At 72.5% G+C, this 25,172-nt stretch carries 19 protein-coding genes and 1 tRNA gene; 5 read left to right on the forward strand and 15 right to left on the reverse strand.

The features are described 5' to 3' along the window. Positions 1–17: 17 nt before the first annotated feature. The 3 genes from ADL05_RS07665 to ADL05_RS07675 all read right to left on the reverse strand — a co-directional run bounded on the left by ADL05_RS07665 (position 18) and on the right by ADL05_RS07675 (position 3,737). Complete coding sequence (locus ADL05_RS07665) at positions 18–1,163, reverse strand: cystathionine gamma-synthase (protein ID WP_053616158.1); 1,146 nt, start codon at positions 1,161–1,163, stop codon at positions 18–20. A gap of 173 nt (positions 1,164–1,336) precedes the next feature. Then, entirely contained in the window at positions 1,337–2,077 is a 741-nt protein-coding gene (locus tag ADL05_RS07670; protein ID WP_053616159.1) for an acyltransferase, read from the reverse strand. A gap of 292 nt (positions 2,078–2,369) precedes the next feature. Then, the gene (locus ADL05_RS07675; RefSeq protein WP_053616160.1) at positions 2,370–3,737 is read right to left on the reverse strand and encodes a cystathionine beta-synthase; all 1,368 of its coding nucleotides are present in this window, start codon (positions 3,735–3,737) and stop codon (positions 2,370–2,372) included. Positions 3,738–4,088: 351 nt separating this feature from the next. Here ADL05_RS07675 and ADL05_RS07680 point away from each other — a divergent pair, with 351 nt between their 5' ends. The 3 genes from ADL05_RS07680 to ADL05_RS07690 all read left to right on the forward strand — a co-directional run bounded on the left by ADL05_RS07680 (position 4,089) and on the right by ADL05_RS07690 (position 7,218). Continuing rightward, positions 4,089–5,276, forward strand: coding sequence for an SGNH/GDSL hydrolase family protein (locus tag ADL05_RS07680; protein WP_082376184.1), 1,188 nt, complete (start codon positions 4,089–4,091; stop codon positions 5,274–5,276). A 134-nt stretch (positions 5,277–5,410) separates the two neighbouring features. Next, positions 5,411–6,631, forward strand: a complete 1,221-nt coding sequence (locus tag ADL05_RS07685) for an acetyl-CoA C-acetyltransferase (protein WP_053616161.1) — start codon at positions 5,411–5,413, stop codon at positions 6,629–6,631. A 335-nt stretch (positions 6,632–6,966) separates the two neighbouring features. Further along, on the forward strand, positions 6,967–7,218 hold the full coding sequence (locus tag ADL05_RS07690; RefSeq protein ID WP_053616162.1) for a DUF4287 domain-containing protein: 252 nt from the start codon (positions 6,967–6,969) through the stop codon (positions 7,216–7,218). A gap of 116 nt (positions 7,219–7,334) precedes the next feature. Here the strand turns inward: ADL05_RS07690 and ADL05_RS07695 are convergent, their stop codons facing one another. The 3 genes from ADL05_RS07695 to pruA all read right to left on the reverse strand — a co-directional run bounded on the left by ADL05_RS07695 (position 7,335) and on the right by pruA (position 11,196). After that, a complete protein-coding gene (locus ADL05_RS07695) occupies positions 7,335–8,255 on the reverse strand; it encodes a Bax inhibitor-1/YccA family protein (protein ID WP_053616163.1) in 921 nt (306 codons plus the stop codon). 241 nt (positions 8,256–8,496) lie between these two features. After that, a complete protein-coding gene (locus ADL05_RS07700; RefSeq protein ID WP_053616164.1) occupies positions 8,497–9,423 on the reverse strand; it encodes a proline dehydrogenase family protein in 927 nt (308 codons plus the stop codon). 147 nt (positions 9,424–9,570) lie between these two features. Next, positions 9,571–11,196 carry an L-glutamate gamma-semialdehyde dehydrogenase gene (gene pruA, locus ADL05_RS07705; RefSeq protein WP_053616165.1) on the reverse strand — a complete coding sequence of 542 codons (1,626 nt, stop codon included), beginning with the start codon at positions 11,194–11,196 and terminating at the stop codon, positions 9,571–9,573. A gap of 141 nt (positions 11,197–11,337) precedes the next feature. Here pruA and ADL05_RS07710 point away from each other — a divergent pair, with 141 nt between their 5' ends. Then, positions 11,338–13,239, forward strand: a complete 1,902-nt coding sequence (locus ADL05_RS07710; RefSeq protein WP_082376185.1) for a PucR family transcriptional regulator — start codon at positions 11,338–11,340, stop codon at positions 13,237–13,239. Between the two features lie 554 nt (positions 13,240–13,793). Here ADL05_RS07710 and ADL05_RS07715 read toward each other — a convergent pair. From ADL05_RS07715 to ADL05_RS07745, 7 genes are all read right to left on the reverse strand, one after another. Then, positions 13,794–13,867: transfer RNA gene (locus ADL05_RS07715), tRNA-Leu, on the reverse strand. A gap of 125 nt (positions 13,868–13,992) precedes the next feature. Beyond that, positions 13,993–15,369 (reverse strand): NAD(P)/FAD-dependent oxidoreductase, encoded by a 1,377-nt coding sequence (locus ADL05_RS07720; protein ID WP_053616166.1) that lies wholly within the window; start codon positions 15,367–15,369, stop codon positions 13,993–13,995. Between the two features lie 346 nt (positions 15,370–15,715). After that, entirely contained in the window at positions 15,716–16,702 is a 987-nt protein-coding gene (locus ADL05_RS07725) for a Ppx/GppA phosphatase family protein (RefSeq protein ID WP_053616167.1), read from the reverse strand. Next, positions 16,699–17,310, reverse strand: coding sequence for a DUF501 domain-containing protein (locus ADL05_RS07730; RefSeq protein ID WP_053616168.1), 612 nt, complete (start codon positions 17,308–17,310; stop codon positions 16,699–16,701). The genes ADL05_RS07725 and ADL05_RS07730 overlap by 4 nt, the downstream gene beginning before the upstream one ends. Positions 17,311–17,628: 318 nt before the next feature. Beyond that, on the reverse strand, positions 17,629–18,006 hold the full coding sequence (locus tag ADL05_RS07735; RefSeq protein WP_053616196.1) for a septum formation initiator family protein: 378 nt from the start codon (positions 18,004–18,006) through the stop codon (positions 17,629–17,631). Between the two features lie 129 nt (positions 18,007–18,135). Then, a complete protein-coding gene (eno, locus tag ADL05_RS07740) occupies positions 18,136–19,419 on the reverse strand; it encodes a phosphopyruvate hydratase (RefSeq protein WP_053616169.1) in 1,284 nt (427 codons plus the stop codon). A gap of 104 nt (positions 19,420–19,523) precedes the next feature. Further along, complete coding sequence (locus ADL05_RS07745) at positions 19,524–20,075, reverse strand: TetR/AcrR family transcriptional regulator (protein WP_053616170.1); 552 nt, start codon at positions 20,073–20,075, stop codon at positions 19,524–19,526. A gap of 534 nt (positions 20,076–20,609) precedes the next feature. On the opposite strand from ADL05_RS07745, the gene ADL05_RS07750 reads away from it, so the two are divergent. Continuing rightward, a complete protein-coding gene (locus tag ADL05_RS07750; RefSeq protein WP_053616197.1) occupies positions 20,610–22,070 on the forward strand; it encodes an FtsW/RodA/SpoVE family cell cycle protein in 1,461 nt (486 codons plus the stop codon). A 215-nt stretch (positions 22,071–22,285) separates the two neighbouring features. On the opposite strand, the gene ADL05_RS07755 is transcribed toward ADL05_RS07750, so the two are convergent. Further along, positions 22,286–23,059 carry a MazG family protein gene (locus ADL05_RS07755; protein WP_053616171.1) on the reverse strand — a complete coding sequence of 258 codons (774 nt, stop codon included), beginning with the start codon at positions 23,057–23,059 and terminating at the stop codon, positions 22,286–22,288. A gap of 85 nt (positions 23,060–23,144) precedes the next feature. Continuing rightward, entirely contained in the window at positions 23,145–24,725 is a 1,581-nt protein-coding gene (cysC, locus tag ADL05_RS07760; RefSeq protein ID WP_053616172.1) for an adenylyl-sulfate kinase, read from the reverse strand. Between the last annotated feature and the right edge of the window lie 447 nt (positions 24,726–25,172).

Genomic DNA, 25,172 nt, shown 5'->3' on the forward strand with positions numbered 1-25,172 from the left:
CGGCCCCCGGGCCGCGCTCAGCCCTCCAGCGCCCCCAGCAGGTCCGCCACCAGGTCGTCACCCGACTCGATGCCCACGGAGATCCGCACCAGATCGGCCGGGACCTCCAGCGGGGAACCCGCGGTCGACGCGTGCGTCATCCGCCCGGGATGCTCGATCAGGGACTCCACCCCGCCCAGGGACTCGCCCAGCGTGAAGACCTCGGTCCGCTCGCACAGCGCCAGCGCCGCCTTCTCCCCGTCGCGCAGAGCGAACGAGACCATGCCCCCGAAGGCGCGCATCTGCCGTTCGGCGACCTTGTGCCCCGGATGCGCGTCCAGCCCGGGGTAGTACACGCGCCGCACCGCCGGGTGGTCCACCAGTGCGGCCACGACCCGCTCGGCGTTGGCACTGTGCCGGTCCATCCGCACCCCCAGGGTCTTGACCCCGCGCAGGGTCAGCCAGGAGTCGAAGGGTCCCGGAACGGCGCCCATCGTGTTCTGGTGGAAGGCCAGCCGCTCGCCGAGCTCGGCGTCGGCCACCACCAGCGCGCCCCCGACCACGTCGGAGTGCCCGCCCAGGTACTTCGTGGTGGAGTGCACCACCACGTCCGCGCCCAGGGCCAGCGGCCGCTGGAGGTAGGGCGAGGCGAAGGTGTTGTCCACGACGTGCAGGGCACCGGCGTCGTGGGCGATGGCCGCGACGGCCTCGATGTCGGTGATGTTGAGCAGGGGGTTGGTGGGGGTCTCGGTCCACACCGCCCTGGTCTCTGGGCGCACCGCCGCGCGCACGGCCTCCGGGTCGCTCTGGTCGACCGCGTCCCAGGTCACGCCCCAGCGCTCGACCACCGTGGAGATCAGGCGGAACGTGCCCCCGTAGGCGTCGCCGGGGATGATGACGTGGTCGCCCGGCGACAGGATGGTGCGCAGCAGGGTGTCCTCGGCCGCCATGCCGGAGGCGAAGGCGAGCCCGCGCGAGCCCTCCTCGAGGGCGGCCAGGCACTCCTCCAGCGCGGCGCGCGTGGGGTTGCCGGTGCGCGAGTACTCGTACCCCTGGCGCAGACCGCCCACGCCGTCCTGCGCGTAGGTGCTCGTCTGGTAGATCGGTACCACCACGGCCCCGGTGCCGGTGTCCGGTTCCTGGCCCGCGTGGATGGCCAGCGTTTCAAACCCGTCGAACGTCATGCCGCCACAATAGTGGCCAGGACTCCCCCGAACCCCTGCTTCACCTGCACGGTGTCGCTCGGGTGCCCGCTCCCGGCACCGGGGCCCGCCACGGCCGGCGGCTCACGGGAGCCGAGGGCGCGCTTCCCCGACGGTGGCCTCTCGGCACCGGGGCCCGCCACGGCCGGTGGCGGCTAGGCGGGCGGGAAGCGGGTGGCGGATCCCGGCTCGGGCGGCTCGGCGGGCGTGTCCGGGGTCGGGCCGGTGGCGGGCGTGGGGACACGCGTGGGCGTCCCCGTCTCGCGCATCGGCGGCTCCCATCCCAGCTCCGGGTCGTACTCGCGCACGACCTTGCCGGGCACGCCCGCGATGACGCTGTGGTCGGGGTACCGTCCGGGCCGCACCACGCTGCCGGCCGCGACGACGCAGTTGCGCCCCAGGTGCACGCCCGGCAGGATCACCGCGTTGGCTCCCACCCAGGTCCCGTCGCCGATGCTGACGGGGTCGTCCACCGGCCACTGAAGGCCGACGGGGATGTCGGTGTTGGTGTAGGAGTGGTTCTGGTCGGTGATGTACACGTAGGGGCCCGTGTAGACGTGGTCGCCGATGTCCACCGACTTGTGCGCGACGATGTGGGATCCCCGGCCGATGGCGCAGCCGGAGCCGATCCGCACGACCGACCCCTCGCCCAGGTCGTAGTCGGGACCCATCCCGGCGGCGAGCGTCATGTCCGCGCCGAGCACGGTGTGCACGCCGATCTCGATCCACGGCTCGCCGTACAGGGTGGCCGTGGGGAAGGCGATCGCCGATCCCACGCCGAAGCGCGCGAACCGCCGGGACGCCTTGGAGTCGGCACGGATTTCGGCGTTGCTCCGGGCGAACGACCAGACGGAGCGGATGATCCAGGACAACAGCCGCGACACGCGTGCTCCCATTTATTACCTGCCAGTAATACTGTCGCGAACATTAGCAGTGTCCGAGTATGCGTTGTCCGTCAAGGTCTGTCCGCACCGCCCCCGGGTTCGCCCAGGCAGGAGCCGCGCGCACGGCGGGACACCGCTCGGGCGGGCCGCGCGAGCGGAGCACATCGCGCAGGTGGGACCACCCCGCAAGTGCGACCGCTGTGCACGGGAGCCGGGCGCGCGGGCGGCGCCCCGCGGGGCCCGTGCGCGGCGGGGCGATCCTTCCGGGTGCGGGGCCCGTCCGCGGCCCCGCACCCGTGACGCCCTACCCCGACAGGTGGGCGAGCAGGTCCTGGCGGGTGAGGATGCCCACCGGGCGCCCGTCGCGCAGCACCACCAGCGCGCCCGACGAACGCAGCAGGCGCGCGCAGTCGCTGACCGGCGTCCCCGTGCCGACCGTGGACAGCGGCGGGCCCATGTGGGTCTCCACGAGGTCGTCGAGCTCGGCGCGCCCGTCGAAGAGCGCGTCCAGCACGTCGCGCTCGGCCACGGAGCCGACCACCTCGGCCGCCATGACCGGCGGCTCCTCCTTCATCACCGGCAGCTGCGAGACGCCGTACTCGCGCATGATCGCCACCGCGGTGCCGACCGTCTCGTCCGGGTGGGAGTGCACGAAGTCGGGCATCTCTCCGCCCTTCTCCGCGAGCACCTGCCCGGCCGTGGCCTCCTCCGTCGCGGTGGACAGGAACCCGTAGTCCGCCATCCACTCGTCGTTGAAGATCTTGCCGAGGTAGCCGCGGCCGCCGTCCGGCAGCAGGACGACGATGACGTCGTCGGGCCCGGCGTCCTCGGCCACCTTCAGCGCGGCCTCCACCGCCAGGCCGCACGAGCCGCCCACCAGCAGGGCCTCCTCGCGCGCCAGGCGCCGGGTCATCAGGAAGGAGTCCTTGTCGCTGACCGCCACGATGTCGTCGCACACCGACGTGTCGTAGGTCCCCGGCCAGATGTCCTCGCCCACGCCCTCGACCAGGTACGGGCGGCCCGATCCGCCCGAGTACACCGACCCCTCGGGGTCGGCGCCGATCACGCGCACGCCGCCCCCGGAGACCTCCTTGAGGTAGCGGCCGGTCCCGCTGATGGTGCCGCCGGTCCCGATCCCCGCCACGAAGTGCGTGATCCGGCCCTCGGTCTGCTCCCAGATCTCGGGGCCGGTGGAGTGGTAGTGCGACTCCGGGTTGTTCATGTTCTCGTACTGGTTGGGCTTCCAGGCGCCGGGGATCTCCGCGGCCATCCGGTCCGAGACCGAGTAGTAGGAGTCGGGGTGGTCGGGGGCGACCGTGGTCGGGCAGACCACGACCTCCGCGCCGTAGGCCCGCAGCACCGAGAGCTTGTCCGGCCCCACCTTGTCCGGGCAGATGAAGACGCAGCGGTAGCCCTTCTCCTGCGCGATCATCGCCAGCCCGATCCCGGTGTTGCCGGAGGTGGGTTCGACGATCGTGCCGCCGGGTTTGAGCTTCCCGCTCTTCTCGGCCGCCTCGACCATGCGCAGCGCGATGCGGTCCTTGACCGACCCGCCGGGGTTGAAGTACTCGACCTTGGCCAGGATCGTCGGCGCCAGCCCCTCCGTGACCTTCTTCAAACGGACAAGCGGGGTGTCCCCGACCAGATCGATCAGTGAATCGTGTACCCGCATGGTGGCTCCTCAACGTCGTGGCGACCGGGTCCTCGGCCCGCCGTCTCCGCTCCCGGGCGGCGCCCGGGGCCTTGGGCCGGTCCGGCCCGTTCAACCCGACTCTAACGCCACCACCAGGCGCTTTCAGGAACGTTTTCCACCTCTCTCCCGCCATCGCCCACGGGACGCGCCAGGCGAACCGAGAACCTCCGGCACCAGCTCTCCCCCTCTGGTCCGCGCCGCTGGTTCTTGCTCACTCCACGGAGCCGATGGTGTGCCGCGCAGGTACGTGACCCCGGGGTTTCCCGCCGGTAGCCTCGCTTCCAACCGGCCCGCGTGAGGCAGGCGGGTCCGACGCCCGGAGGTGGTCCGATGCTGCGAGCCGCTCGCGCACGGCGCATTGCCGCGGCGACCGCATTCGGCGGAGGCGGGATCACCCTGGTCGGCGGCGGCACTCTGGCGCTCCTGTACCTGCAGGTCAGACTCGCCAGACGCGCGGTGGGCGTCACCCCCTGGCAGCGGCCGAAGGTCAACGGGGTCTACGGCGACGGCCCCGGCACCCCTCTGCGCATGCTGATGGCCGGGGACTCCACCGCCGCGGGCTTCGCCGTGCCCGAGGCCGCCCAGACGCCCGGTGTGCTGCTCGCCTCGGGCCTGGCGGCCGCGGCGGACCGGAGGGTCCGCCTGCGCTGCACCGCCTCCCCGGGCGCCACCTCCGCCAACCTCGCCGCGCAGATCGCGCACGCCGGCGCACTGGACCCGGCCTCCCGCTACGACGTGGCCGTGATCTTCATCGGCGCCAACGACGTCATCCGCCGGGTGCGGCCCAACGACGCCGTCGCCCAGCTGCGCGAGGCGACCGCCGCCCTCGTCGGGCACGGCACCGCCGTGGTGGTGGCGACCTGCCCCGACCTGGGCACCGTCCGTCCCATCGGCTGGCCGCTGCGCTCGGTGGCGCGCCGCGCCTCGCGCCAGCTCGCCGCGGCCCAGACCATCGCGGTCACCGAGGCGGGCGGCCGCACGGTCTCCCTGAGCGACCTGCTCGCCGACGACTTTAGGTCCGACCCCGCCGCCATGTTCGGACCGGACCGCTTCCACCCCTCGGCCCGCGGCTACGTCCAGGCGGCCTCCGCCGTGCTGCCGGCGGCCTGCGCCGCGCTGGGCCTGCTGCCGGAGCTGGACCAGGCCGAGCGGACCTCGGGCCTGCTGCCCGTGGACCAGGCCGCGGTCATGGCCGCCGACACCGCGGGGACCGAGGTCGGCCCCGCCGAACGGGCCCGCACCGACGGCCGGGCCCGCTGGACCGCGCTCGTGCGCCTGCCCTTCCGCGGCCGCGAGCGGGGCGCCGAGCCGACACGCGGACCGGTGCCCGACCCGCGGTCCGGCCGGGATCCCGCCCCGGGGACCGGCGCCTCCCCGGGCGGCGCCCCGGGGACCGGGGACAGGGCGGCGCGCGCCGGTGCCACCGCTCCGACCGACGCCGCGGGCCATCAGGGAAACCACCGTGACGACACGCGAAGGCAGACCCCGGGTGGCGACGAAACCGGGCCAAGAGGTTAACTGGGCAGTAACAAGACGTGCCGTGGCCGGCCCGCGATGCACCAGGCGTGCGAGGCCGCCAGGGCACGCGCAGACGCACGAGGCCGAACGTCCGCCCGGCGCGGCCGCACTCCACACCGACAGGGACCAAGACCATGCCCGAAGCAGTCATCGTCGCCACAGCACGCTCCCCGATCGGCCGCGCCTTCAAGGGCTCGCTCAAGGACCTGCGCCCGGACGACCTCACCGCACAGATCGTCGGCGCCGCGCTGGCCAAGGTGCCCGAGCTCGACCCCACGCAGATCGACGACCTCATGCTCGGCTGCGGCCTGCCCGGCGGTGAGCAGGGCTTCAACATGGCGCGCATCGTCGCCGTCCAGCTCGGCCTGGACACCGTGCCCGGCACGACCGTCACCCGGTACTGCTCCTCCTCCCTCCAGACCACCCGGATGGCCTACCACGCCATCAAGGCGGGCGAGGGCGACGTGTTCGTCTCCGCCGGCGTGGAGATGGTCAGCCGCTTCGCCAACGGCAGCAGCGACAACCCGGAGAACGAGAACCCGCTCTTCGACGACGCCAAGGCCCGCACGGTCAAGCGCGCCGAGGGCGGCGCCGAGGCCTGGACCGACCCCCGCGAGAACGGCGCCCTGCCCGACGCCTACATCGCCATGGGCCAGACGGCCGAGAACGTCGCCCAGATCACCGGGATCTCGCGCCAGCGCCAGGACGAGTTCGCGGTCCGCTCGCAGAACCTCGCCGAGAAGTCCCTGGACAACGGCTTCTGGGAGCGCGAGATCACCCCGGTGACCCTCCCGGACGGCACCGTGGTCAGCACCGACGACGGCATCCGCCGCGGCACCACCTACGAGAAGGTCTCCAGCCTCAAGCCGGTGTTCCGCCCCGACGGCACGGTCACCGCGGGCAACGCCTGCCCGCTCAACGACGGCGCCTCCGCTGTCGTCATCATGAGCGACACCAAGGCCGCCCAGCTGGGCCTGACCCCGCTGGCCCGCATCGTCTCCACCGGCGTCACCGGCCTGAACCCCGAGATCATGGGCCTGGGCCCGGTCGAGGCCTCCAAGCAGGCCCTGGCCCGCGCCAACATGGCCATCGGCGACATCGACCTGGTCGAGATCAACGAGGCCTTCGCCGCCCAGGTGCTGCCCTCCGCCGACCAGCTGGGCATCGACATCGACGGCCAGCTGAACGTCAACGGCGGCGCCATCGCCATCGGCCACCCGTTCGGCAGCACGGGCGCGCGGATCACCGGCACGCTCCTCAACGGCCTGGCCTTCCATGACAAGACCTTCGGCCTGGAGACCATGTGCGTCGGCGGCGGCCAGGGCATGGCGGCCGTCTTCGAGCGCCTGAACTAGGGCTTGTCCCGCGGCCCGTGCCCGTCCTGAGCGGCGCGCCGAGGCCGCGTGGAGTCCGTCCACCCACGTCGGGGCCCGGCGCGCACGCGCGCCGGGCCCCGCGTCGTACCCGGGCCTGTCCGGGTCCGGCACGCCCGTCCGTCCGGGTTCCTGGCGATTCGTCGACGATCACACCGAATCCACGGGTCCGTGCCCGGGACGTCCGCGATACACCGTCTGGGCCAACGATCTCCCACCTGCAAGGTAAAAGCTGGTGGCCGGGGCTTGTCCAAACCGTGATCCTGATGCAGGGTCACAGATAAGTGCCATTCGCCAACGCACTGCCGGAGGTGCCTATGTCGGTTACCCACTCGCCGGAGATCCACGCAAAGCTCATCGAACGCATCCCGGCCGTCACCGGCCGAGGACTCCACGAGTGGTTCAACGCTCTCGACAAGGGCCCCGGGCTGGTCCGCTGCTCGGACCGGTCCACCTGGCTCGCCGACGAGTATGACCTGCCCCAGTGGTACGCGCAGGCCATCGTCACGGAGCACGACCGCCGCCGCAGGAACCGATCCATCCCCGCTCCGCGTCCCGAGGGGCCCTGAGCGCGACCCGGACGTCACCGCACCCGCACGGACGAAGGGCCACCCCCGGGATACGTCTTCCGGGGGTGGCCCTGTCCGTGGCACGCCCGCGCTCGCGCGGGCCGACGGTACTGCCGCTATTCGGAGAACATCGTCTTGATGATCCAGAGCAGGCGCAGGATCTCGATGTAGAGCCAGACCAGGGAGACCGTCAGGCCGAAGGCGAACTGCCAGGCGAACGTGTCGGGAACGCCCGCCTCGATGCCCTCCTCGATCCCGCGGAACTCGATGGCCAGGGTCAGCGCGGCGATGACGACGAACACCAGTCCGACGATCAGGCCCAGGGCGGTGGGCTCGCGCAGGCCGATGCCGCCGCCGATGAAGAAGCTCGCCACGAAGTTGACCAGCATGAGCGCGGCGGCGCCGAGCACCGCGAAACCGACGGCCTTGACGAAGCCGTCCGTCACCTTGATGACGCGGAACTTGTACAGCGCGAGCATCACACCGAAGACCGCGACGGTACCGATGACCGCCTGGGTCACCAGCGAGCCGCCCGCACCGGCGTCACCGGTGCTCATCTCCAGCTGCCAGGCCAGGAGGGCCGAGAAACCGCCGACGAGCAGGCCTTCGAGGGCCGCGTAGGTGAGGACCAGCCCCGGGTTGGTGCTCTGCTTGAACGCGATGACCAGCCCGAGGATCAGGCCGCCGAGCGCGCCGAGCACGGTCAGTCCGAGGGCCAGGCCCATGAAGGACTGGAAGAGGAAGTAGTTGACGACGCCGAGCAGGACGACCATGCCGAGCGTCATGCCGGTGCGCATGACGACGTCGTCGATGGTCATGCGCCCCGTGCCGGCACCCTGCGCCGGGGCTCCCGGATAGCCCTGCTGGGGATAGGGCTGACCGTATCCCTGGGGGTGGCCCGGCTGCGGGTACGGCTGTCCGTACCCCTGCTGCGCATAGCCCTGCTGACCGTAACCCGGCTGGCCGTAGCCCTGTCCGGCCCGGCCGGACTGCTGAAGAGCCCGCTTGAGGACGGGGTTGGAACTCCGCATCCGCATGTCTAGTAATGGCCTTTCACGCGTGGATTGCTGCCCACAAGGTAACGTACGGCCCCGCCGGTCGGTTCCGAGCCCACGGTCACCGTTGGGACACGGCCGGGTGGACGGCGGGAACACGGCCGCGCGGACGGTCGCGGGGCACGGCCGGGTGGACGGTCGGGGCCCGGCCGCGGACAGGAAGACGGGGCCCGTGTCCATCCCCCTGGATCACGGACCCCGCGCTCGGAGTGACGCCGCGGCGTCAGTTGCGGGTGATCACCGAACGGGCCAGGAACAGGATGTTCGCCGGGCGCTCGGCCAGGCGGCGCATGTAGTAGCCGTACCACTCGTCGCCGTAGGGCACGTAGACGCGCATGCGCTTGCCCTCCGCGGCGAGGCGGACCTGCTCGGCGTCCCGGATGCCGTAGAGCATCTGGTACTCGTAGTCGTCCGCGGTCCGGCCGTTGGCCGCCGCGAGTTCCCCGGCGATCGCGACCATGCGCGGGTCGTGGCTGGCCACCATCGGGTAGCCGTCGCCCTCCATGAGCACGCGCAGGGCACGCACGTAGGCCTTGTCCACCTCCGCCTTGTCGCGGTAGGCGACGGAGGAGGGCTCGTCGTAGGCGCCCTTGCACAGGCGCACGCGCGAACCGGCCCCGCTCAGGTCGCGGCAGTCCGCCTCCGTGCGGCGCAGGTAGGCCTGGAGCACCGCGCCCACGAACGGGAAGTCCTCGCGCAGGTCGCGCAGGATGCCCAGCGTGGAGTCGGTGGTGGTGTGGTCCTCCATGTCGAGGGTCACCGTGGTGCCGATGGCCGCGGCCGCCTCGGCGATGCGGCGCGCGTTGTCGAGGGCGATCTTCTCGCCGTCGGCGTTGAGGAACTGCCCCACGGCCGAGAGTTTGACCGACACCTCGGCCCGGTCGCCCAGACCGGCCTCGCCCAGCGCGGCCAGCAGGTCCTGGTAGGCGGTCACCGTCGCCGTGGCCTGCGCCAGGTCGGTGGTGTCCTCACCGAGGAAGTCCAGGGTGATGTAGCGGTCCTGCGCCAGGTTCGCGACGGCGGGCAGAGCCTCGTCGAGCGTGGAGCCCGCCACGAAGCGGTGGACGAGGCCACGGGTCAGGGGCGTGCGCTCGACGATCGTGCGGCAGGTCGCGGACCGGGCCGCGAGCAGCAGTGGCTTGCGAAGCATGGAGACCTCGAAGAAGACGTGCGCGAACCGGTCGGTCAGCGCGGACGGTGAAGTGGCGGGGCCGGGGATCTGCCCGGTCGCACCGGTGGATTCCTCGGGGGGTGTGGTGCGCCCCCTCGGTGACCCGAGGGGGCGCGGACCGGGGGCCTACCCCATGTGGGGGTAGGCGGAGTTCGTCGGCGCGACGAAGGTCTCCTTGATGGCGCGCGGGCTCGCCCAGCGCGACAGGTTCTGCGCGGAACCGGCCTTGTCGTTGGTGCCGGAGGCGCGGCCGCCACCGAACGGCTGCTGGCCCACGATGGAGCCGGTCGGCCGGTCGTTGATGTAGAAGTTGCCCGCGGTGAAGCGCAGGGCCTCGGTGGCCTTGGCCACGGCGGCGCGGTCGTTGGCCAGGATCGCGCCGGTCAGGGCGTAGGCCGAACCCTGGTCGACGATGTCGAGGACCTCGTCGAACTTCTCGTCCTCGTACACGTGGACGGCGACGATCGGGCCGAAGTACTCGGTGCGGAACACGTCGTGCGTGGGGTCGGTGCCCTCGATGATGGTCGGACGCACGAAGTAGCCCACGGAGTCGTCGGCGGTGCCGCCAGCGACGATCGACAGGGTCGGGTCGGACTTGGCGTCCTCCAGGACCTTGGCGAGTTTGTCGAACGAGCGGCGGTCGATGACGGCGCCCACGAAGTTCGACAGGTCGGTGACGTCGCCCATCTTGATGGCCTCGGTCTCGGCGACCAGGTCGTCGCGCATCTTCTCCCACACCGAGCGGGCGACGAAGGCGCGCGAGGCGGCCGAGCACTTCTGGCCCTGGTACTCGAAGGCGCCGCGCACGATCGCGGTGCGCAGGATCTCCGGGTCGGCCGACTTGTGGGCGACGATGAAGTCCTTGCCGCCGGTCTCGCCGACGATCCGCGGGTAGCTGCGGTAGTGGGAGATGTTCTCGCCGACACTCTTCCACAGGTGCTGGAAGGTCCGGGTGGAACCGGTGAAGTGCACACCGGCCAGGTCCGGGTCGTTGAGCGCGACGTCGGAGACGGCCAGGCCGTCACCGGTGACCATGTTGATGACGCCGGCGGGCATGCCCGCCTCCTCCAGGAGGCGCATGGTCAGCTCTGCGGCGAACTGCTGGGTCGGGGACGGCTTCCACACGACCACGTTGCCCATCAGCGCCGGGGCGGTGGGCAGGTTGCCCGCGATGGCGGTGAAGTTGAAGGGCGTGATCGCGTAGACGAAGCCCTCCAGCGGGCGCTGCTCCATGCGGTTCCACACGCCGGGCACGCTCAGGGGCTGCTGCTCGATGAGCGTGCGGGCGTAGGAGACGTTGAAGCGCCAGAAGTCGATGAGCTCACAGGCCGCGTCGATCTCCGCCTGCTGCACCGTCTTGGACTGACCGAGCATGGTGGCGGCGTTGATCGTGGCGCGCCAGGGACCCGCCAGGAGCTCGGCGGCACGCAGGATGATGGCGGCGCGGTCGTCGAAGGACATCGCGCGCCAGGCCGGGGCGGCGGCCTTGGCCGCGGCGATCGCGTCGCGCGCGTCGTCGTGGGTGGCGTTGGCCATGGTCCCCAGGACGGCGGCGTGGCGGTGCGGCTGGACGACGTCGATGCGCTCGCCGCCGCCCATACGGCTCTCGCCGTTGATGTGCATGGGCAGGTCGATGCTCTGGCTGCCGAGTTCCTCGAGCTTGGCGACGAGCTCGGCACGCTCGGCACTGCCGGGCGCGTAGGTCAGAACGGGCTCGTTCTTCGGCTGCGGGACGTTGGTCACGGCGTCCATGGGCACCTCCCTGAAAAGAATGTCCCTGAGTGAAGCAGGGTTGGGCTGACTCAACGCTCTCAGACCATGGCCGTGCGAACCTTGTGGGGCAGGCCACTCTTTGCCCGCCTTATTTGTTCGCTAGGACAAAATGGGACTCATATGAGTACAGATGCCCCACGACCGGGCCCACGTCACCCGCAGTCCGACCCGTCACACACCTCCGGGACCGGACCCGACATCGTTCCTGGTCACCCGGAAGCCCAGGACCAGGACAACCCGGGTCTGCCGCTGCGGCGGCTGCTGCTCGCGCTCGGCGACCCGGTCGTCGACGTGGCCGCGGCACCGCGCGGTCTCGATGTTCAGGTGGACAACGTCGTCATCGTGGATCCGGAGGACCGCTCCGAGGCCCGGTCCGGGGACCTGGTGCTGCTGATCGGGGTGCGCGGAACGGCGGCGCGGCGGCTGATCCGCGCGCTCGCCGAGCAGGGGGCCACGGCCGTCGCGGTCAAGACGAGCGCCCACACCCCGCCCGAGGAGGTGCTGCCGCCGCCCACCAGGCGCCCGCCGTCGCCGCTGGGCCGCATCGCGGAGAGCCGGGGGCACGGGTCGGCCTCGGACGCCTACGGCGGCCCCTCCGGGGCCAGGGCCGGGCGGGCGCTGCGCGCCGGGGGCGTCGACGAGATGCGCACCCTGCGCACGGAGGCGCAGGAGGCCGGGATCGCGCTGCTGTCGGTGCGTCCCGAGGTGCGCTGGGACCAGTTGCAGTCGGTGTGCCAGAGCATCGTCGACGACGCCCGGCTCAACGTGACGGCCGACGTCGGCGAGTCCGGCGGCGACCTGTTCTCCATGGCGCAGACCATCGCCCAGATCACCCGCGGCCTGGTGGCCATCGAGGACTCGGCGAGCCGGGTGCTGGCCTACTCCTCGGGTTCGGAGGTGGACGAACTGCGCCGCCTGTCCGTGCTGGGCCGCCAGGGCCCCGAGCCCTACCTGGCGCTGCTGCGCGAGTGGGGTGTCTTCGCCAAGCTGCGCTCCGGCGAGGAGGTCGTCCGCATCGACGAACACCCCGAGCTGGGCATCCGCCGCCGGCTCGCGGTGGGGATCCACGCCGGCCGCCAGCCGCTGGGCGCGATCTGGGTGCAGGAGGGCTCCGAGCCGCTGGCCGAGCACGCCGAGGAGGCCCTGGTCGGCGCCGCGCGCACGACCGCGCTCCAGATGATCAGGCAGCGCACCCAGGCCAGCGCCGGGCTGCGCCTGCGCGAGGACCTGCTGTCGAACCTGCTGGAGGGGCGCATCGACGCCAGCGCGCTGGCCGACACCGTGGAGGTGCACGCCGACCGGGGCGCGCTGGTCGTGGCGTTCCTGCTCGCCGAGGGCGACGTCGAGGACCGCCCGGACCGACCCGAGCGGGAGCTGCGCCGCCGCCAGCTCATCGACCTGGTGTCGGTGCACACCGCGGCCTACCGGCGCAGTGCCCTGGTCACCGAGCTCCAGGGACGGGTCTACGTCCTGCTGCCCGACCTGGCCCGCGCACGCGAGGGCTGGCGCGGGGTGGAGCAGTCGGTGCTCGCCCTCACCCGCAAGACCGTGACCGCGGCACGCGCCGCCCTGGGACTGGAGGTGCAGGCGGCCGTGGGATCGCGGGTGGAGAGCCTGGCCGAGGTGCCCGACTCGCGCGCCGAGGCCGACCGGGTGCTGGACGCGATGAGCCGCGACCTGGACCGGGACGTGGCCACCATCTCCGACGTGCGCTCGCGGGTGCTCATCAGCGAGACCCTCGCCCTGCTGCGCGCGGACCCGTCCCTGCGCGATCCACGCGTGACCCGCCTCGTCGAGCACGACCGCGCCGGCGGCGCCGACCTGGTCCACTCGCTGCTGGCCTACCTTGAGGTCTTCGGCGACGCCCGCGCCGCCGCCGAGCGCCTGCACATCCACCCGAACACCCTGCGCTACCGGGTCCGCCGCGCCGCCGCCGTCAGCGGAATCGACCTGGCCGACCCGGGAGAGCGCCTGTTCACCCAGCTCCAGCTCCTCATGGAACAGCAGCTCCCCGACCACTGATCACCGATCAGCCGAAACCGGCCCGAGACCAGCCGGGACCGGGAGCCCAGGGGTGACGCGTGCAGGGACGTCCCCCTCCCTCACCCGAGGGGTCAAAGGTCGACCGTTCAGCTCTGCGGAACCGCAAGGGGGCGGACGTTCGGTCGTCCGGGACACCGGGGCATCCGCAGGGGAGCGGGGGCCACCCGCACCCCCACGGAGCCCAGGGGTGACGCGTGCAGGGACGTCCCCCTCCCTCACCCGAGGGGGGTCAAACGTCGGCCGTTCAGCTCTGCGGAACGACCGGGAGTCGGACGTGCACATGTGGGCCTGCCGAACCCCAGGGGGTTGAAGCCGCACGCATAGGCCTACGTGAGCCCCTGGGGGTTGGAGGTGAGCGGTTCCGCTCACGGCGACCCCAGGGGGGTTGGTCGGGCCAAAGCGAGGAACGAGCGGAGGCCCAAAGAAAGCACGGGCGAGGGCGCCGACGGGTCCTGGAGTGGCTGGAGGTGCACTCCCGAGGAACGAGGGCGTGCACCGGAAGGCGCGAAGGCCCCGTCTCAAAGGCGCCCGAGTACCCCCGGTCGGACTCGAACCGACACTTGTGACCCTTTTAGGGGGCCTGCCTCTTCCATTGGGCTACGAGGGCGTGCCCATCATACCGGCCGGGTCGATTGCCCACTTTGGTTCCGCTTGGCCGGATGGGGACACGAAACGACCGGCCTCTCGGGGAGACCGGTCGTTCCTCGTCGTGTGCCGCGCGGCGGTCGGGGGTCAGCTGACCCGGCGGAGCTCTCCGTTCTCCACCTGGGGCCGGCTGGCCTCGGCGAAGGCCTGGCGGGGCTCGACCATCTCCGGCAGCGCGGCGAAGTCGCGGCGCAGGAAGAAGGCGAGCGTCCAGTCCGACAGGACGCGCATCTTGCGGTTGAAGGTCGGGACCGCGAACAGGTGGTAGGCGCGGTGCGCGTACCAGGCGAGGCGGCCGTTCAGCTTGATCTTGCCGAAGAGCTGGGCGGCGCCCTTGTGCAGGCCGAGCCCGGCGACCGCGCCGAGGTTCTTGTGGCGGTAGGCCTTGAGCTTGCCGTTGCGCAGGCTCGCGATCACGTTGTCGGCGAGCACGGGGGCCTGGCGGACCGCGTTCTGGGCGTTGGGCGGGTAGTAGCCGCCGTTGCCGTCGGGCACCTGGGCGTTGTCGCCGCCGGCGAAGGCGTTCTCCACACCGTTGACGGTCAGGAACTCGCTGGTGTCGATGTGGCCCTTGGGTCCGAGGGGCAGGTCACTGGCGGCGACGACCGGGCTGGGCTTGACGCCCGCGGTCCACACCAGGGTGCCCGCGTCGAACTCGTCGCCGTCGCTGAGCTTGATGCGCTGGTCGACCGCCGACTCCAGGAACGTCTTGAGCCGGACGTCGATGCCGCGCCGGCGCAGCTGGTTCAGCGCCTTGGTGCCGACCTCCGGGCCGACCTCGGGCAGGATCTTGTCCGCGGCCTCGATGAGGTAGAACTGCACGTCCTCCAGCCCGATCGAGCTGTACATCCGGATCGCGTCGCGGACCAGGTCCTCCAGCTCGGCGATGGCCTCGGCCCCGGCGAACCCGCCGCCGACGAACACGAAGTTCAGGGCCTTGGCGCGCACGGCCTCGTCGTCGGTGGAGTCGGCGATGGCGAGCTGGTTGAGCACGTGGTTGCGGAGGTAGGCGGCCTCCTCCACGGTCTTGATGCCGATGCCGCACTCGGCCAGGCCCGGGATCGGCAGGGTGCGCGAGACGGCACCCGCGGCGAGCACGATGTGGTCGTAGTGGAGGGTCTCCGGCTCGCCGACGTTGGGCTCGTAGCGCACGGTGCGGTCGGCGTGGTCGATGCGGACGACCCGGCCGCCCAGGACGCGCACGCGGTCGAAGACCTCGCGCAGCGGGACGACGACGTGGCGGGGCGAGATGTTGCCGGACGCGGTCTCGGGCAGGAACGGCTGGTAGGTCATGTAGGAGTTCGGGTCGATGACGGTGATGCGCGCTTCGCCGGCCCCGAGCTTCTTCTCCAGTCGCCTCGCGGTGTACATCCCGAGGTACCCACCGCCGACGATGAGGATGTGCGGGATCTCCGCGTCGTCCCCGCCGCCGTGCACCAGCCGGTAGTTCCTGCTCTCGGTCATCGCATATCCGCCCTTGGGGTTCTCCGCCGCCCCTCCCGGGACTGCGGCGTCTGTTCTTGGTCTTCGGTCGCCCTGCCGTGGTCCAGCCGGGTCCCGTCCGAACCGCGGAGAGTGTCCGCGACTCTGCGGCGCCTGCTTGTGCATTCTTTCACAAGCCCCCTCCGCAGAGAAGGTTCACATCTGATCACCTTCGCACCACTTTCCCCGTAACCTGCACGACATATCCGCAGGTCAGAGGGGTTGTGAAAGCTTTCACAAGGCCGTGGCGCGGTGACGCGTCTCACCCCGGGGCCCGGTGGCGGAGAGGAAAACCCCTGGTCACCGGACCGCTCGTCGGGGCGCGTCGCTACACGATGAGGCTCCAGGCCACACCGTCGAGGATGTCGTGCTCACTGGCGGTGAAGTGGTCGGCGCCCGTGCGCTCGAGCACGCGCGAGAGCACCAGCGCGCCGGCGGCGATCACGTCCACCCGACCCGGGTGCATGACGCCGATCCCGGCCCGCTCGGCCGAGGTGGACTTGAGCAGTTCCTCGGTGATCCGGGTCAGGTCGCCCACGCTTACGTCGGAGTGGTGGATCCGCTCGGGGTCGTACTCGGGCAGGCCCAGGGCGATCCCGGCGACCGTGGTCGCGGTCCCCGCGACGCACACCACCGAACCCGCCTCGCGCAGCGGCACGACCTTCTCGACCTCGTCGAGCGCGGCGTCGATGTCCGCCGTGGCCGCCGCGATCTGCTCGGCGGTGGGCGGGTCGTCCCGCAGGTGCCGCTCCGTCATCCGCACGCAGCCCACGTCGACCGACAGGGAGGCGCGGACCAGCTCGTCGTCCGCGCCGGAGCCGCCGCCCAGGACGAACTCGGTCGACCCGCCGCCGATGTCCACGACCAGGAACGGCGGGGTGAGACCGCTGTCGCCGTCCTCGTCGGCCTCGGCGGCGAACTCGGCCGTGGCGCCCACGAAGGACAGCTCCGCCTCGTCCAGGCCGGTGACCACCTCGGGCTCCACGCCGATGATCTCGCGCACGCCGTCGATGAAGACCTGCCGGTTGGCGGCGTCACGCGTGGCGCTGGTGGCGACCATGCGCACCGTGTCCGGTCCCGGCTCGATGCCGTGGGCCCGGATCTCCTCGGCGTAGTCGCGCAGCGCCTCGAAGGTGCGCTCCAGGGCCTGGGGCGCGAACGACCCCGTCTCGTCGACGCCCTCGCCCAGGCGCACGACCTCCATCCGGCGGTCGAGGTCGACCACCTGGACCTCGTCCTCGCCCACGTGGACCACGTCGGCGATCAGCAGCCTGATCGAGTTGGTTCCGCAGTCGATCGCCGCGACACCGCTCATGACCCGTTCCCTTCGTCGCCCTCGCGGGCGTCCTCGTCGACACACACGCACGCGCCCTTGTCCCACCAGTGCGGGAGCTCCTCCAGCGCCTCGGCCCCGAAGGGGTTGGTCCCCGGCGCGGCGAGCTCATGGGCCACCAGCGCGTGCAGGCACTTCACCCTGGTCGGCATGCCCCCGGTGCTCTGCATGCCCTCGGGCAGCGGTTCGACACCGTCGATCCGCGCCTGTTCGGACCGCTCGGCGATGTAGGACTCGTGCGCCTTGGCGTAGGCGGCCCGCAGGTCGGGCTCCTCGGCCAGGCGCTCCTGCATGCGGCGCATCCGGCCCTCGTTCTCCATCCGGCCGATCGCCGACGCGGCGCGCGGGCACGTCAGGTAGTACAACGTCGGGAAGGGCTCACCGCTTTCCAGGCGGGGAGCGGTGCGCACCACATCGGGCAGGCCGCAGGGGCACCGGTGGGCGATCCCCCGCACACCGCGCGGAGTGCGTCCGAGTTGGAGTTCGATGGCGGCGACGTCGCGGTCGGAGACCTGGCCGTCGGCGGCCCCGCCGCTGGCGCGGGGGGCGTCGTCGTTGTGCCCCGGAGCGGGCTGATCTGCGGAAGTCATGGCGGACCCAGGATATGCCCGCCCGCCGCCCACCATCGCCGGTATGGGCGCTTCGCGCCGAGACCGGCTACCACCCTCAACCGACGCCTCCGGCGCAGACCTCCCGCCCGTCACCCGCCATCGCCCGTCGGAGCGCTTCGCGAAGGGACGGGCTACCACCCTCAACCGACGCCTCCGGCGCAGACCTCCCGCCCGCCGCCCACCATCGCCGGTATGGGCGCTTCGCGCCGAGACCGGCTACCACCCTCAACCGACGCCTCCGGCGCGGACCCAACGCCCGCCGCCCACCATCGCCGGGGCCGCCGGTCTTCGGTGGGGTCAGATGCCGTCCTCGTCGGGGCTGTCGGCCGTGTCGACCGACCGCCACAGCGCGGTGAACCACGGTTCGGTGGGGGCCGCCTCCGCCTCGGCGTCGCCCTCGGAGTCCGGGCGGATGACGATGTAGGCGGTCTCCCCCGGGTACTGGTAGTGCAGGCGGGTCCGGGCCTCCTGCTCGACGTACTCGTCCTCGCCCAGAGCCGCCTCGCGCTCGCGCAGCTCGCTCACGGAGTCCTCCATGCGCGCCCGCTCCTCCTGGAGCTGGGCGATCTGGGCCCGCTGCAGGATGTACTCCCGCAGCGGGTAGGCCAGGCTCAGCGCGATCACGCAGACCACCAGGGCCAGGATCGCGGCCCGGCTGGTGAGGGTGGGCCGCACCCGCGGGGTGCGGCCCACCCTGGAGCCGGCGGCCCCCCGCTTCCGTGCAGCACGGCCCGGCCTGTCGGCTTTTGTCGCCTTCGGGGCCTTTGTGGGTGGCTGTTTGGATTCGCGGGGCACTGGGGCAGACTAGCCGCGGGCGGTGAAGCGCGGGAAGGCCGACACGCCCGCGTACACGGCGGCGTCGTCCAGTTCCTCCTCGATCCGCAGCAGCTGGTTGTACTTGGCGACGCGCTCGCTGCGCGCCGGGGCGCCGGTCTTGATCTGCCCGGCGTTGACGGCCACCGCGATGTCGGCGATGGTCGTGTCCTCGGTCTCGCCGGAACGGTGGCTGATCATGACGGTGTAGCCGCTGCGCTGGGCGAGGCTGACCGCGTCCAGGGTCTCGCTCAGGGTGCCGATCTGGTTGACCTTCACCAGCAGCGAGTTGGCGGTGTCGGAGTCGATGCCGCGCTTGAGGCGCTCGGGGTTGGTGACGAACAGGTCGTCGCCGACCAGCTGCACCTTGCCGCCGATCTGCTCGGTGAGCTTCTTCCAGCCCTCCCAGTCCTCCTCGTCGAGGGGGTCCTCGATGGAGACCAGCGGGTAGGCCTCGACCAGCTCGGCGTAGTAGGCGGCCATCTCCTCGGCCGAGCGCGTCTTGCCCTCGAAGGTGTAGACGCCCTCCGAGAACAGCTCGGTGGCGGCCACGTCCAGGGCGAGCGCGATGTCCGTGCCGGGGGTGTACCCGGCCTTCTCGATGGCCTCGACGATCAGGTCCAGGGCGGCCCGGTTGCTGTCCAGGTTGGGCGCGAAACCGCCCTCGTCGCCGACGCCGGTGCCCAGGCCGTGCGCCTTGAGGACACCCTTGAGCGCCTGGTAGACCTCGGCGCCCCAGCGCAGCGCCTCGGAGAAGGTGGCGGCACCGATGGGCGCGACCATGAACTCCTGGATGTCGACGTTGCTGTCCGCGTGCGCGCCGCCGTTGAGGATGTTCATCATCGGGACGGGCAGCACGTGGGCGTTGGGGCCGCCGATGTAGCGGTACAGGGGCAGCTCGGCCTCCAGGGCGGCGGCCTTGGCCACGGCCAGGGACGCGCCGAGGATGGCGTTGGCGCCGATCCGGGACTTGTCCGGCGTGCCGTCCAGGTCGATCAGCGCGCGGTCGATGAGCCGCTGCTCGTCGGGGTGGTGCCCGAGCAGCTCGTCGGCGATCTCGTCGTTGACCGCGGTGACCGCCTTGGTCACGCCCTTGCCCCCGTAGCGGTCGCCGCCGTCACGCAGTTCGACCGCCTCGAACTGGCCGGTGGAGGCGCCGCTGGGCACACCCGCGACAGCGCTGATGCCGTCGTCGAGGACGACCTCGACCTCGACGGTCGGGTTACCGCGGGAGTCGAGGATCTCCCTTGCGTGTACTGACTCGATGGACGCCACGGTGTCTCTCCGTCTCTAGGGGTGTTCGGTCCGCAGATCCAGGACCACCCAAGAGACTAGCGACCCCGGGGTCCGGCGTGGGCTCCCCACCCCGTCGAATTGGTCTAGTCCATACCGGAGTCCCCGGCCGCCAGCGCGGCGAGCGCGACACGCACGGCGTGTTCGCGGTGCGTCACGGCCGCCTCGGCGCCGAACGAGGCCGCGGCCTCGCGCAGGCCCCCGACCGCCATGACGGCGCCCATCCGCGCCGGGAGCGGGGCGTCGCGCCCCACGAGCAGCACGGCCAGGCGGTCGCGCCACTCCAGGACCGCGTCCGCGAGGCCGATCCGGCCCAGGGCTCCCAGGTCCGCGAACACCGCCGGGAGCAGGTCACCGTGCCGCACGCAGACGTCGAAGTAGGCGCCCAGGATCTGGCGCGGTCGCACGGGCCCGCCGCCCCAGCGCGCGAAGAGCGCGTCCATGTCCTCGCACAGCGGGGCGACCAGGGCCGTCAGCAGGTCGTTCTTGGACGGGTAGTGGTAGTACAGCGCCGCCTTGGTGACGCCCAGGCGCTCGGAGATCTCGCGCAGGCTCGTCTTCTCGAAGCCCTGCCGGGCGAACAGCTCCAGGGCCGCGCTCCGAATCTCGGCCTTGGTGTCGCTCTGCTCCCTCGGCACGCCCGTCGCTCCCGTCCCACGCGCTTCCGTGCGCGCAGTCTACGCCCCACCGTCCGGCCGGTACGTGACCTGGCGCACGGTCACGTGCGCCGGAGGCCGGACCTCGACCGCCCCGAGGGAAGGCCCCCGGAGGAACTTGCGGTCCGTCGCCCCCACCGCACGCCCGGTCCGCGGCCCCCACTGCGCGCCCCGATCCGTGGTCCCCACCACACGTCCCCTCCCACGGTCCCCACTGCGCGCCCCGGTCCGCGGTCCCCACCACACGTCCCCCGACCACGGGCGCCACCACGCCCCCGCTCCCGGTCCCCACCACGCGACTCCCGCTCCCGGTCCGCGACCCGACGCCGTGCGCCCGTGCGCCCCGGCCGCGCCCGCCGCCGCGGGGCCCCGCCGGAGACCCCTCCACGGCACGCCTGACACGGACCTGACGCCGCCGCGCCTACAGTTGAAGCGGATCTGCCCCTCACGATGACCGGACCGGACCCCCGGGACCCGGCGACGGGTTACTCAGGCGGATGGTGGTACGACGACGACATGGGCAGCCCTCAGAGCGATCCGGAGACCGCCGACGGCGCCCTGTCACCGGTTCCCCAGCGCGGCTCCGAGCTCCGCCTGCTCCTCGGCGCCCTCGCGGTCGTCGCCGCGGCCCTGGCGTCGGCGTCCCTGACGGTGACCGGCGGCCTGGACCCGTCGGTCGTGTGGTACTTCGCCGCCCTCGGCGGCGGCGGTGCCGCCCTCCACTTTCTCCTGCGCTTCATCGCCCCCTACGCCGACCCCGCGGTCATGCCGCTGGCCCTGGCGCTCACCGGACTGGGGCTGACGATGATCTGGGCCCTGCAGATGACCCGGGCCCAGGAACCCGGGCACACCGAGGCCGACCGGCAGCTGCTGTGGGCGGTCGTCGGGATGGTGCTGTGCGCGGCGTGCGCCGTCCTGGTCCGCCACCCCCGCCGGCTCACCATGTACCCGTACCTCATCGCGGCGGGCGCCCTGTTCCTGCTCCTGCTCCCGCTCTCCCCGGTCGGCCACGAGGTGCTCGGGGCGCGCCGCTGGATCCTCATCGGCCCCTTCTCCATGCAGCCCTCGGAGTTCGCCAAGGTGCTGCTGGTCATCTTCCTGGCCGCCTACCTCGAACGCCGGGGCGAGGTCATGCGCGTGGTCACGCGCACCCTCCGGATCGGCGGGTTGAAGGTCTTCAGCGTGCCGCGGGCGCGGGACCTGGCCCCGATGGCGGTCGGCTGGGGCGTGGCGATCCTGCTGCTCGTGGGCACCCGCGACCTGGGTACGTCGCTGCTGCTGTTCGGCACGTTCCTGGCGGTGCTGTACGCGGCCACCGCGCGCAAGTCGTGGATCCTCATCGGACTGGTGGCGTTCGCGGGCGGGGCCTACGTCGCCTACCTGCTGTTCGGCCACGTCCAGAACCGGGTGGAGATCTGGTTCAACGCCTTCGACCGCGAGGTCTACGGGCGTCCGGGCGGCAGCTTCCAGATCGTGGAGGGCATGTTCGCGCTGGCCGAGGGCGCCATCCTGGGCACCGGTTTCGGCGCCGGGTTCGCCCAGGAGATCTTCGCCGCCGACAGCGACCTGATCCTGGTGTCGGTGGGCGAGAAGTGGGGCCTGACCGGCCTGTTCGCCGTCCTGGTACTGCTGTTCCTGCTCGCCGAACGCGGTTTCCGCATCGCCCTGGGCGCCCGAGAGGTCTTCCTCAAGCTGACCGCCCTGGGGTACGCGTTCCTGATCGCCTTCGACGTGTTCATCGTGCTGGGCGGCGCCACGCTCATCATCCCGCTCACCGGTATGACCACACCGTTCCTGTCGGCCGGCGGCTCGGCCCTGATGGCCAACTGGGTGGTCATCGGCCTCTGGCTGACCATCAGCCAGACCGCCCGCCGCCCGCGCGACACCTTCAGCCAGGGGCAGGCCCCGGGCGACCCCTCCACCGAGGTCATCGACGTGCGCGGCGTGCACTCCACCGGGAACCGCCGGGACACCTGATCGCCGACGGCGCCGGAGCGAGCCGCGCCGCCGGCGGCTCCGGGCACGGCCGTACCGGCCAGGTACCGGACCGAGCCGCACCACCGGCGGCGCGAGGCGGACACATCGGCGACGACACCGCGTGGACGCACATCGCCAGAGGTCACGAGGTGGCACCGCACCGGCCAAGACCCCGGGCCGCGCCGGACACTGGGCGCCGAGGGCCGGACGTGCGGCTACCGGCGCGCGGCCGCCCAGTAGGCGCGCCACTGCTCCTCGGACAGCTCGCGCGGCTCGTGCCCCTCGGCCCGCGCCGCGTCCTCCGCCGCGCGCACCCGGGCGTCGAACCGGCGCGCCGCCGACCGTAGGTCGGTCTCGGCGTCCCGGCCCTGGTCGCGCTCCGCGGCCACCGCGGCGAACAGCTCGCCGCCCTCGCCCCCGTCGTCGCCCACCAGGTCGGCCGGGACGCCGTTGCGCACCGCCCGCTTCTGCAGCTCGTAGGCGAGCAGGACCGCGGGCTGGGCGAAGGGCACCCCGTCCAGGACCGAGGTCGTGCCGTCCCCGCCGTCGCGCCGGGCCTTGGCCGACCGCTCCGCGGCCTTGATCGCCTCCCAGTTCGACCACACCTCATCGGCGCCGGACACCTCCACACCGCCGAACACGTGCGGGTGGCGGCGCGTCATCTTGTCGATGATGGCGTCGGCCACGTCGTCCACGGTGAAGTGCGCCGGGTCGTCCTCCGGCCGCTCGGCGGCGATCGCCGCGTGGAAGACGACCTGCAACAGCACGTCGCCCAACTCCTCGCGCAGGAGCGCGACGTCGCCCTCCTCGATCGTCTCCAGCGTCTCGTAGGCCTCCTGGATGAGGTACTTCGCCAGGGACTCATGGGTCTGGGAGCTGTCCCACGGGCACTCGCGCCGCAGTGTCTCCATCACCTCGACCAGGCGCAGCATCCTGTGGCCCTGCGGCCGGTCCTGGTCGCGCTCGTGGGACGGCGGGGTCTGGGTCATCGGGCCTTCGCCTCCTGCTCCGGTCGGTCGTGGGCGCACGCGTCGGGGCGGGGCGGAGCCTCGGCCCCGCCCCCCGGCGCCGGGGTCAGCGGTCCTGGTCGGGCAGCCAGCCGCCCTCGCGCAGGGCAGCCAGCACGTGGGCGACCGAGTCGGCCGGGTCCGAGTCCACGGTGTCGACCACCAGGTCGGCGTCGGCGGGCTCCTCGTAGGGGTCGGAGATGCCCGTGAACTCCGGGATCTCCCCCGCCCGCGCCTTGGCGTACAGGCCCTTGCGGTCGCGAGCCTCGCACACCTCCAGCGGCGTCGCCACGTGCACGAGGAAGAAGTCGCCGAACTCCTCGACCATGGCCCGCACCTCCGCGCGTCCCACGGCGTAGGGGGCGATCGGCGCGCACACCGCCACACCGCCGTGCCGGGTGATCTCCGAGGCCACGTAGCCGATCCGGCGGATGTTGAGCTCGCGGTCCGCGCGGGAGAACGTCAGCCCGCTGGAGAGCATGCGCCGGACCACGTCGCCGTCGAGCAGCGTCACCGTCCGCCCCGACCTGCGCACGCCGTCGCACACCCCGCGCGCGATCGTGGACTTGCCCGACCCCGACAGGCCCGTGAAGAGCACCGTGAGACCGCGACGCGTACGGGCCGGGCGCAGCCGCGCCAACTCGGCCCCCACCCGCGCCGGGGTGAACCAGGCGGGCAGCTCGCGCCCGTGCGCCAGCTCCGCGGCCAGATCGGCGTCGGCCGGTTCGCCGCGCCGCAGGTCCTCGGGCACCTCGGCGGCCGGCCGCCACAGGCCCTCCTCGGTGTCGAAGGCCCACGGCTTGGGGGCCACGATCGGCAGCGGTGAGTCGTCCTCGCCCAGGCCCGCCGCCGGGGCGCCGCCGGGGCCCGCCTCCACCATCAGGTGGCTCGCCCCGTAGGCGGCGGCCACGTGCGCGGCCAGCGCCACGTCGGCGGGGCTCCAGAGCCCGCCCACCGCGCCGTGCGTGCGCGCCGCGGCCCGCGGCAGCGTGCACACCAGGAACCGGGTCCGGGCGGGCAGCAGCGGCTCGGCCGCCAGGACCGCGGTGGCCAGCCCCTCGTCCTCCAGCCCGGCGTCGACCAGCACCAGCAGTTCGGCCCGGCCCAATGCGTCGGCCTCGGCCCGGATCTGGTGCAGGGCGCGGTGGTGCAGCGGCCGGTCGGTGACCACGGCCAGCAGCGGACGGTCGGTGAAGGGGTCGAGTTCGCGCTGGCCGCGCACCTCGGCCGGGGAGGGGCGCAGCTTGCGCAGCACGCCGTAGGTCGGCGGGCGCAGCAGGGTCACGACACCGGCCAGGTGGTGGAGCGGAGCCCCGCCGGGCCCCTCGCCCTCCTCCGACCAGCGCTCGCTGACGGCCAGTTCGGCCAGCGGCGCGCCCTCGGGGTCGGTCAGCACGACCCGCTCGGCGTCGGCCAGGTCCGCCGGAACGTCCAAGGTGACCGGAACCGGCCACGCGCGCCCGTCGGGGAGACGTCCCTCACGCCGCACCGAGGCGACCTCGTCGCGTGTCATGAACCCGGTCAGCGGATACGTGCCGTTGAGGATCAGCTCCAGGTGGGCCAGTCCGTCGGGACCCGGGGCGAAGACCGGGGCGTCCGGTCGGGGCCGCGCCCCCTCGGACTCGCCTCCACGCCTGTTGGCACTCACCGCGCACGTCCTTCCTCTGTGGAGCCCGGGAAACGCTCACTAGCGTATGCCGCCCCCGCCCGTCACCCACCACCGCCCGGGGCACGCTGCGCGGATGGACGGGCCGCCCTCGACCGACGCCTCCGGCGCGGCACCCCCCACCGTGGCCCGCCACCGCCCGGGGCCGCCCTCCCGACGAATACCTCCGGCGAAATCCTCACCGCCCCCGCCCGCCACCGGAATACCCCCGGTTCGGAGCCGGTTGTACTGACGTCGTACCAGGCCGGAGCCGCTCGACCCGGTCCCGACCGCCGCCCGCCACCGTCGGGGGGCGCCGCGCGAAGCCCTTCGCCCCACCGGCTCCCCGCCGACGCGGGCCCGGCGGAATCGATAGTCTGAAGGGTGCCGGGCGGCCACTCCCGCAGCCGCCGCTCCACCGTGCAGGCCGCGACAGGCCGCGATCATCCG

Origin of the sequence: Nocardiopsis sp. NRRL B-16309, assembly GCF_001279585.1 — a bacterium.
Classification (GTDB): Bacteria; Actinomycetota; Actinomycetes; order Streptosporangiales; family Streptosporangiaceae; genus Nocardiopsis.

Coding starts and splice junctions, on each gene's coding strand:
- ADL05_RS07725 (WP_053616167.1), bottom strand. CDS start 16,702: ATGAGCGGTGTCGCGGCGATCGACTGCGGAACCAACTCGATCAGGCTG.
- ADL05_RS07685 (WP_053616161.1), top strand. CDS start 5,411: ATGCCCGAAGCAGTCATCGTCGCCACAGCACGCTCCCCGATCGGCCGC.
- ADL05_RS07680 (WP_082376184.1), top strand. CDS start 4,089: ATGCTGCGAGCCGCTCGCGCACGGCGCATTGCCGCGGCGACCGCATTC.
- ADL05_RS07700 (WP_053616164.1), bottom strand. CDS start 9,423: ATGCTTCGCAAGCCACTGCTGCTCGCGGCCCGGTCCGCGACCTGCCGC.
- ADL05_RS07755 (WP_053616171.1), bottom strand. CDS start 23,059: ATGACCCAGACCCCGCCGTCCCACGAGCGCGACCAGGACCGGCCGCAG.
- ADL05_RS07695 (WP_053616163.1), bottom strand. CDS start 8,255: ATGCGGATGCGGAGTTCCAACCCCGTCCTCAAGCGGGCTCTTCAGCAG.
- ADL05_RS07750 (WP_053616197.1), top strand. CDS start 20,610: ATGGGCAGCCCTCAGAGCGATCCGGAGACCGCCGACGGCGCCCTGTCA.
- pruA (WP_053616165.1), bottom strand. CDS start 11,196: ATGGACGCCGTGACCAACGTCCCGCAGCCGAAGAACGAGCCCGTTCTG.
- ADL05_RS07670 (WP_053616159.1), bottom strand. CDS start 2,077: ATGGGAGCACGCGTGTCGCGGCTGTTGTCCTGGATCATCCGCTCCGTC.
- ADL05_RS07665 (WP_053616158.1), bottom strand. CDS start 1,163: ATGACGTTCGACGGGTTTGAAACGCTGGCCATCCACGCGGGCCAGGAA.
- ADL05_RS07730 (WP_053616168.1), bottom strand. CDS start 17,310: ATGACTTCCGCAGATCAGCCCGCTCCGGGGCACAACGACGACGCCCCC.
- ADL05_RS07720 (WP_053616166.1), bottom strand. CDS start 15,369: ATGACCGAGAGCAGGAACTACCGGCTGGTGCACGGCGGCGGGGACGAC.
- ADL05_RS07675 (WP_053616160.1), bottom strand. CDS start 3,737: ATGCGGGTACACGATTCACTGATCGATCTGGTCGGGGACACCCCGCTT.
- ADL05_RS07710 (WP_082376185.1), top strand. CDS start 11,338: ATGAGTACAGATGCCCCACGACCGGGCCCACGTCACCCGCAGTCCGAC.
- ADL05_RS07690 (WP_053616162.1), top strand. CDS start 6,967: ATGTCGGTTACCCACTCGCCGGAGATCCACGCAAAGCTCATCGAACGC.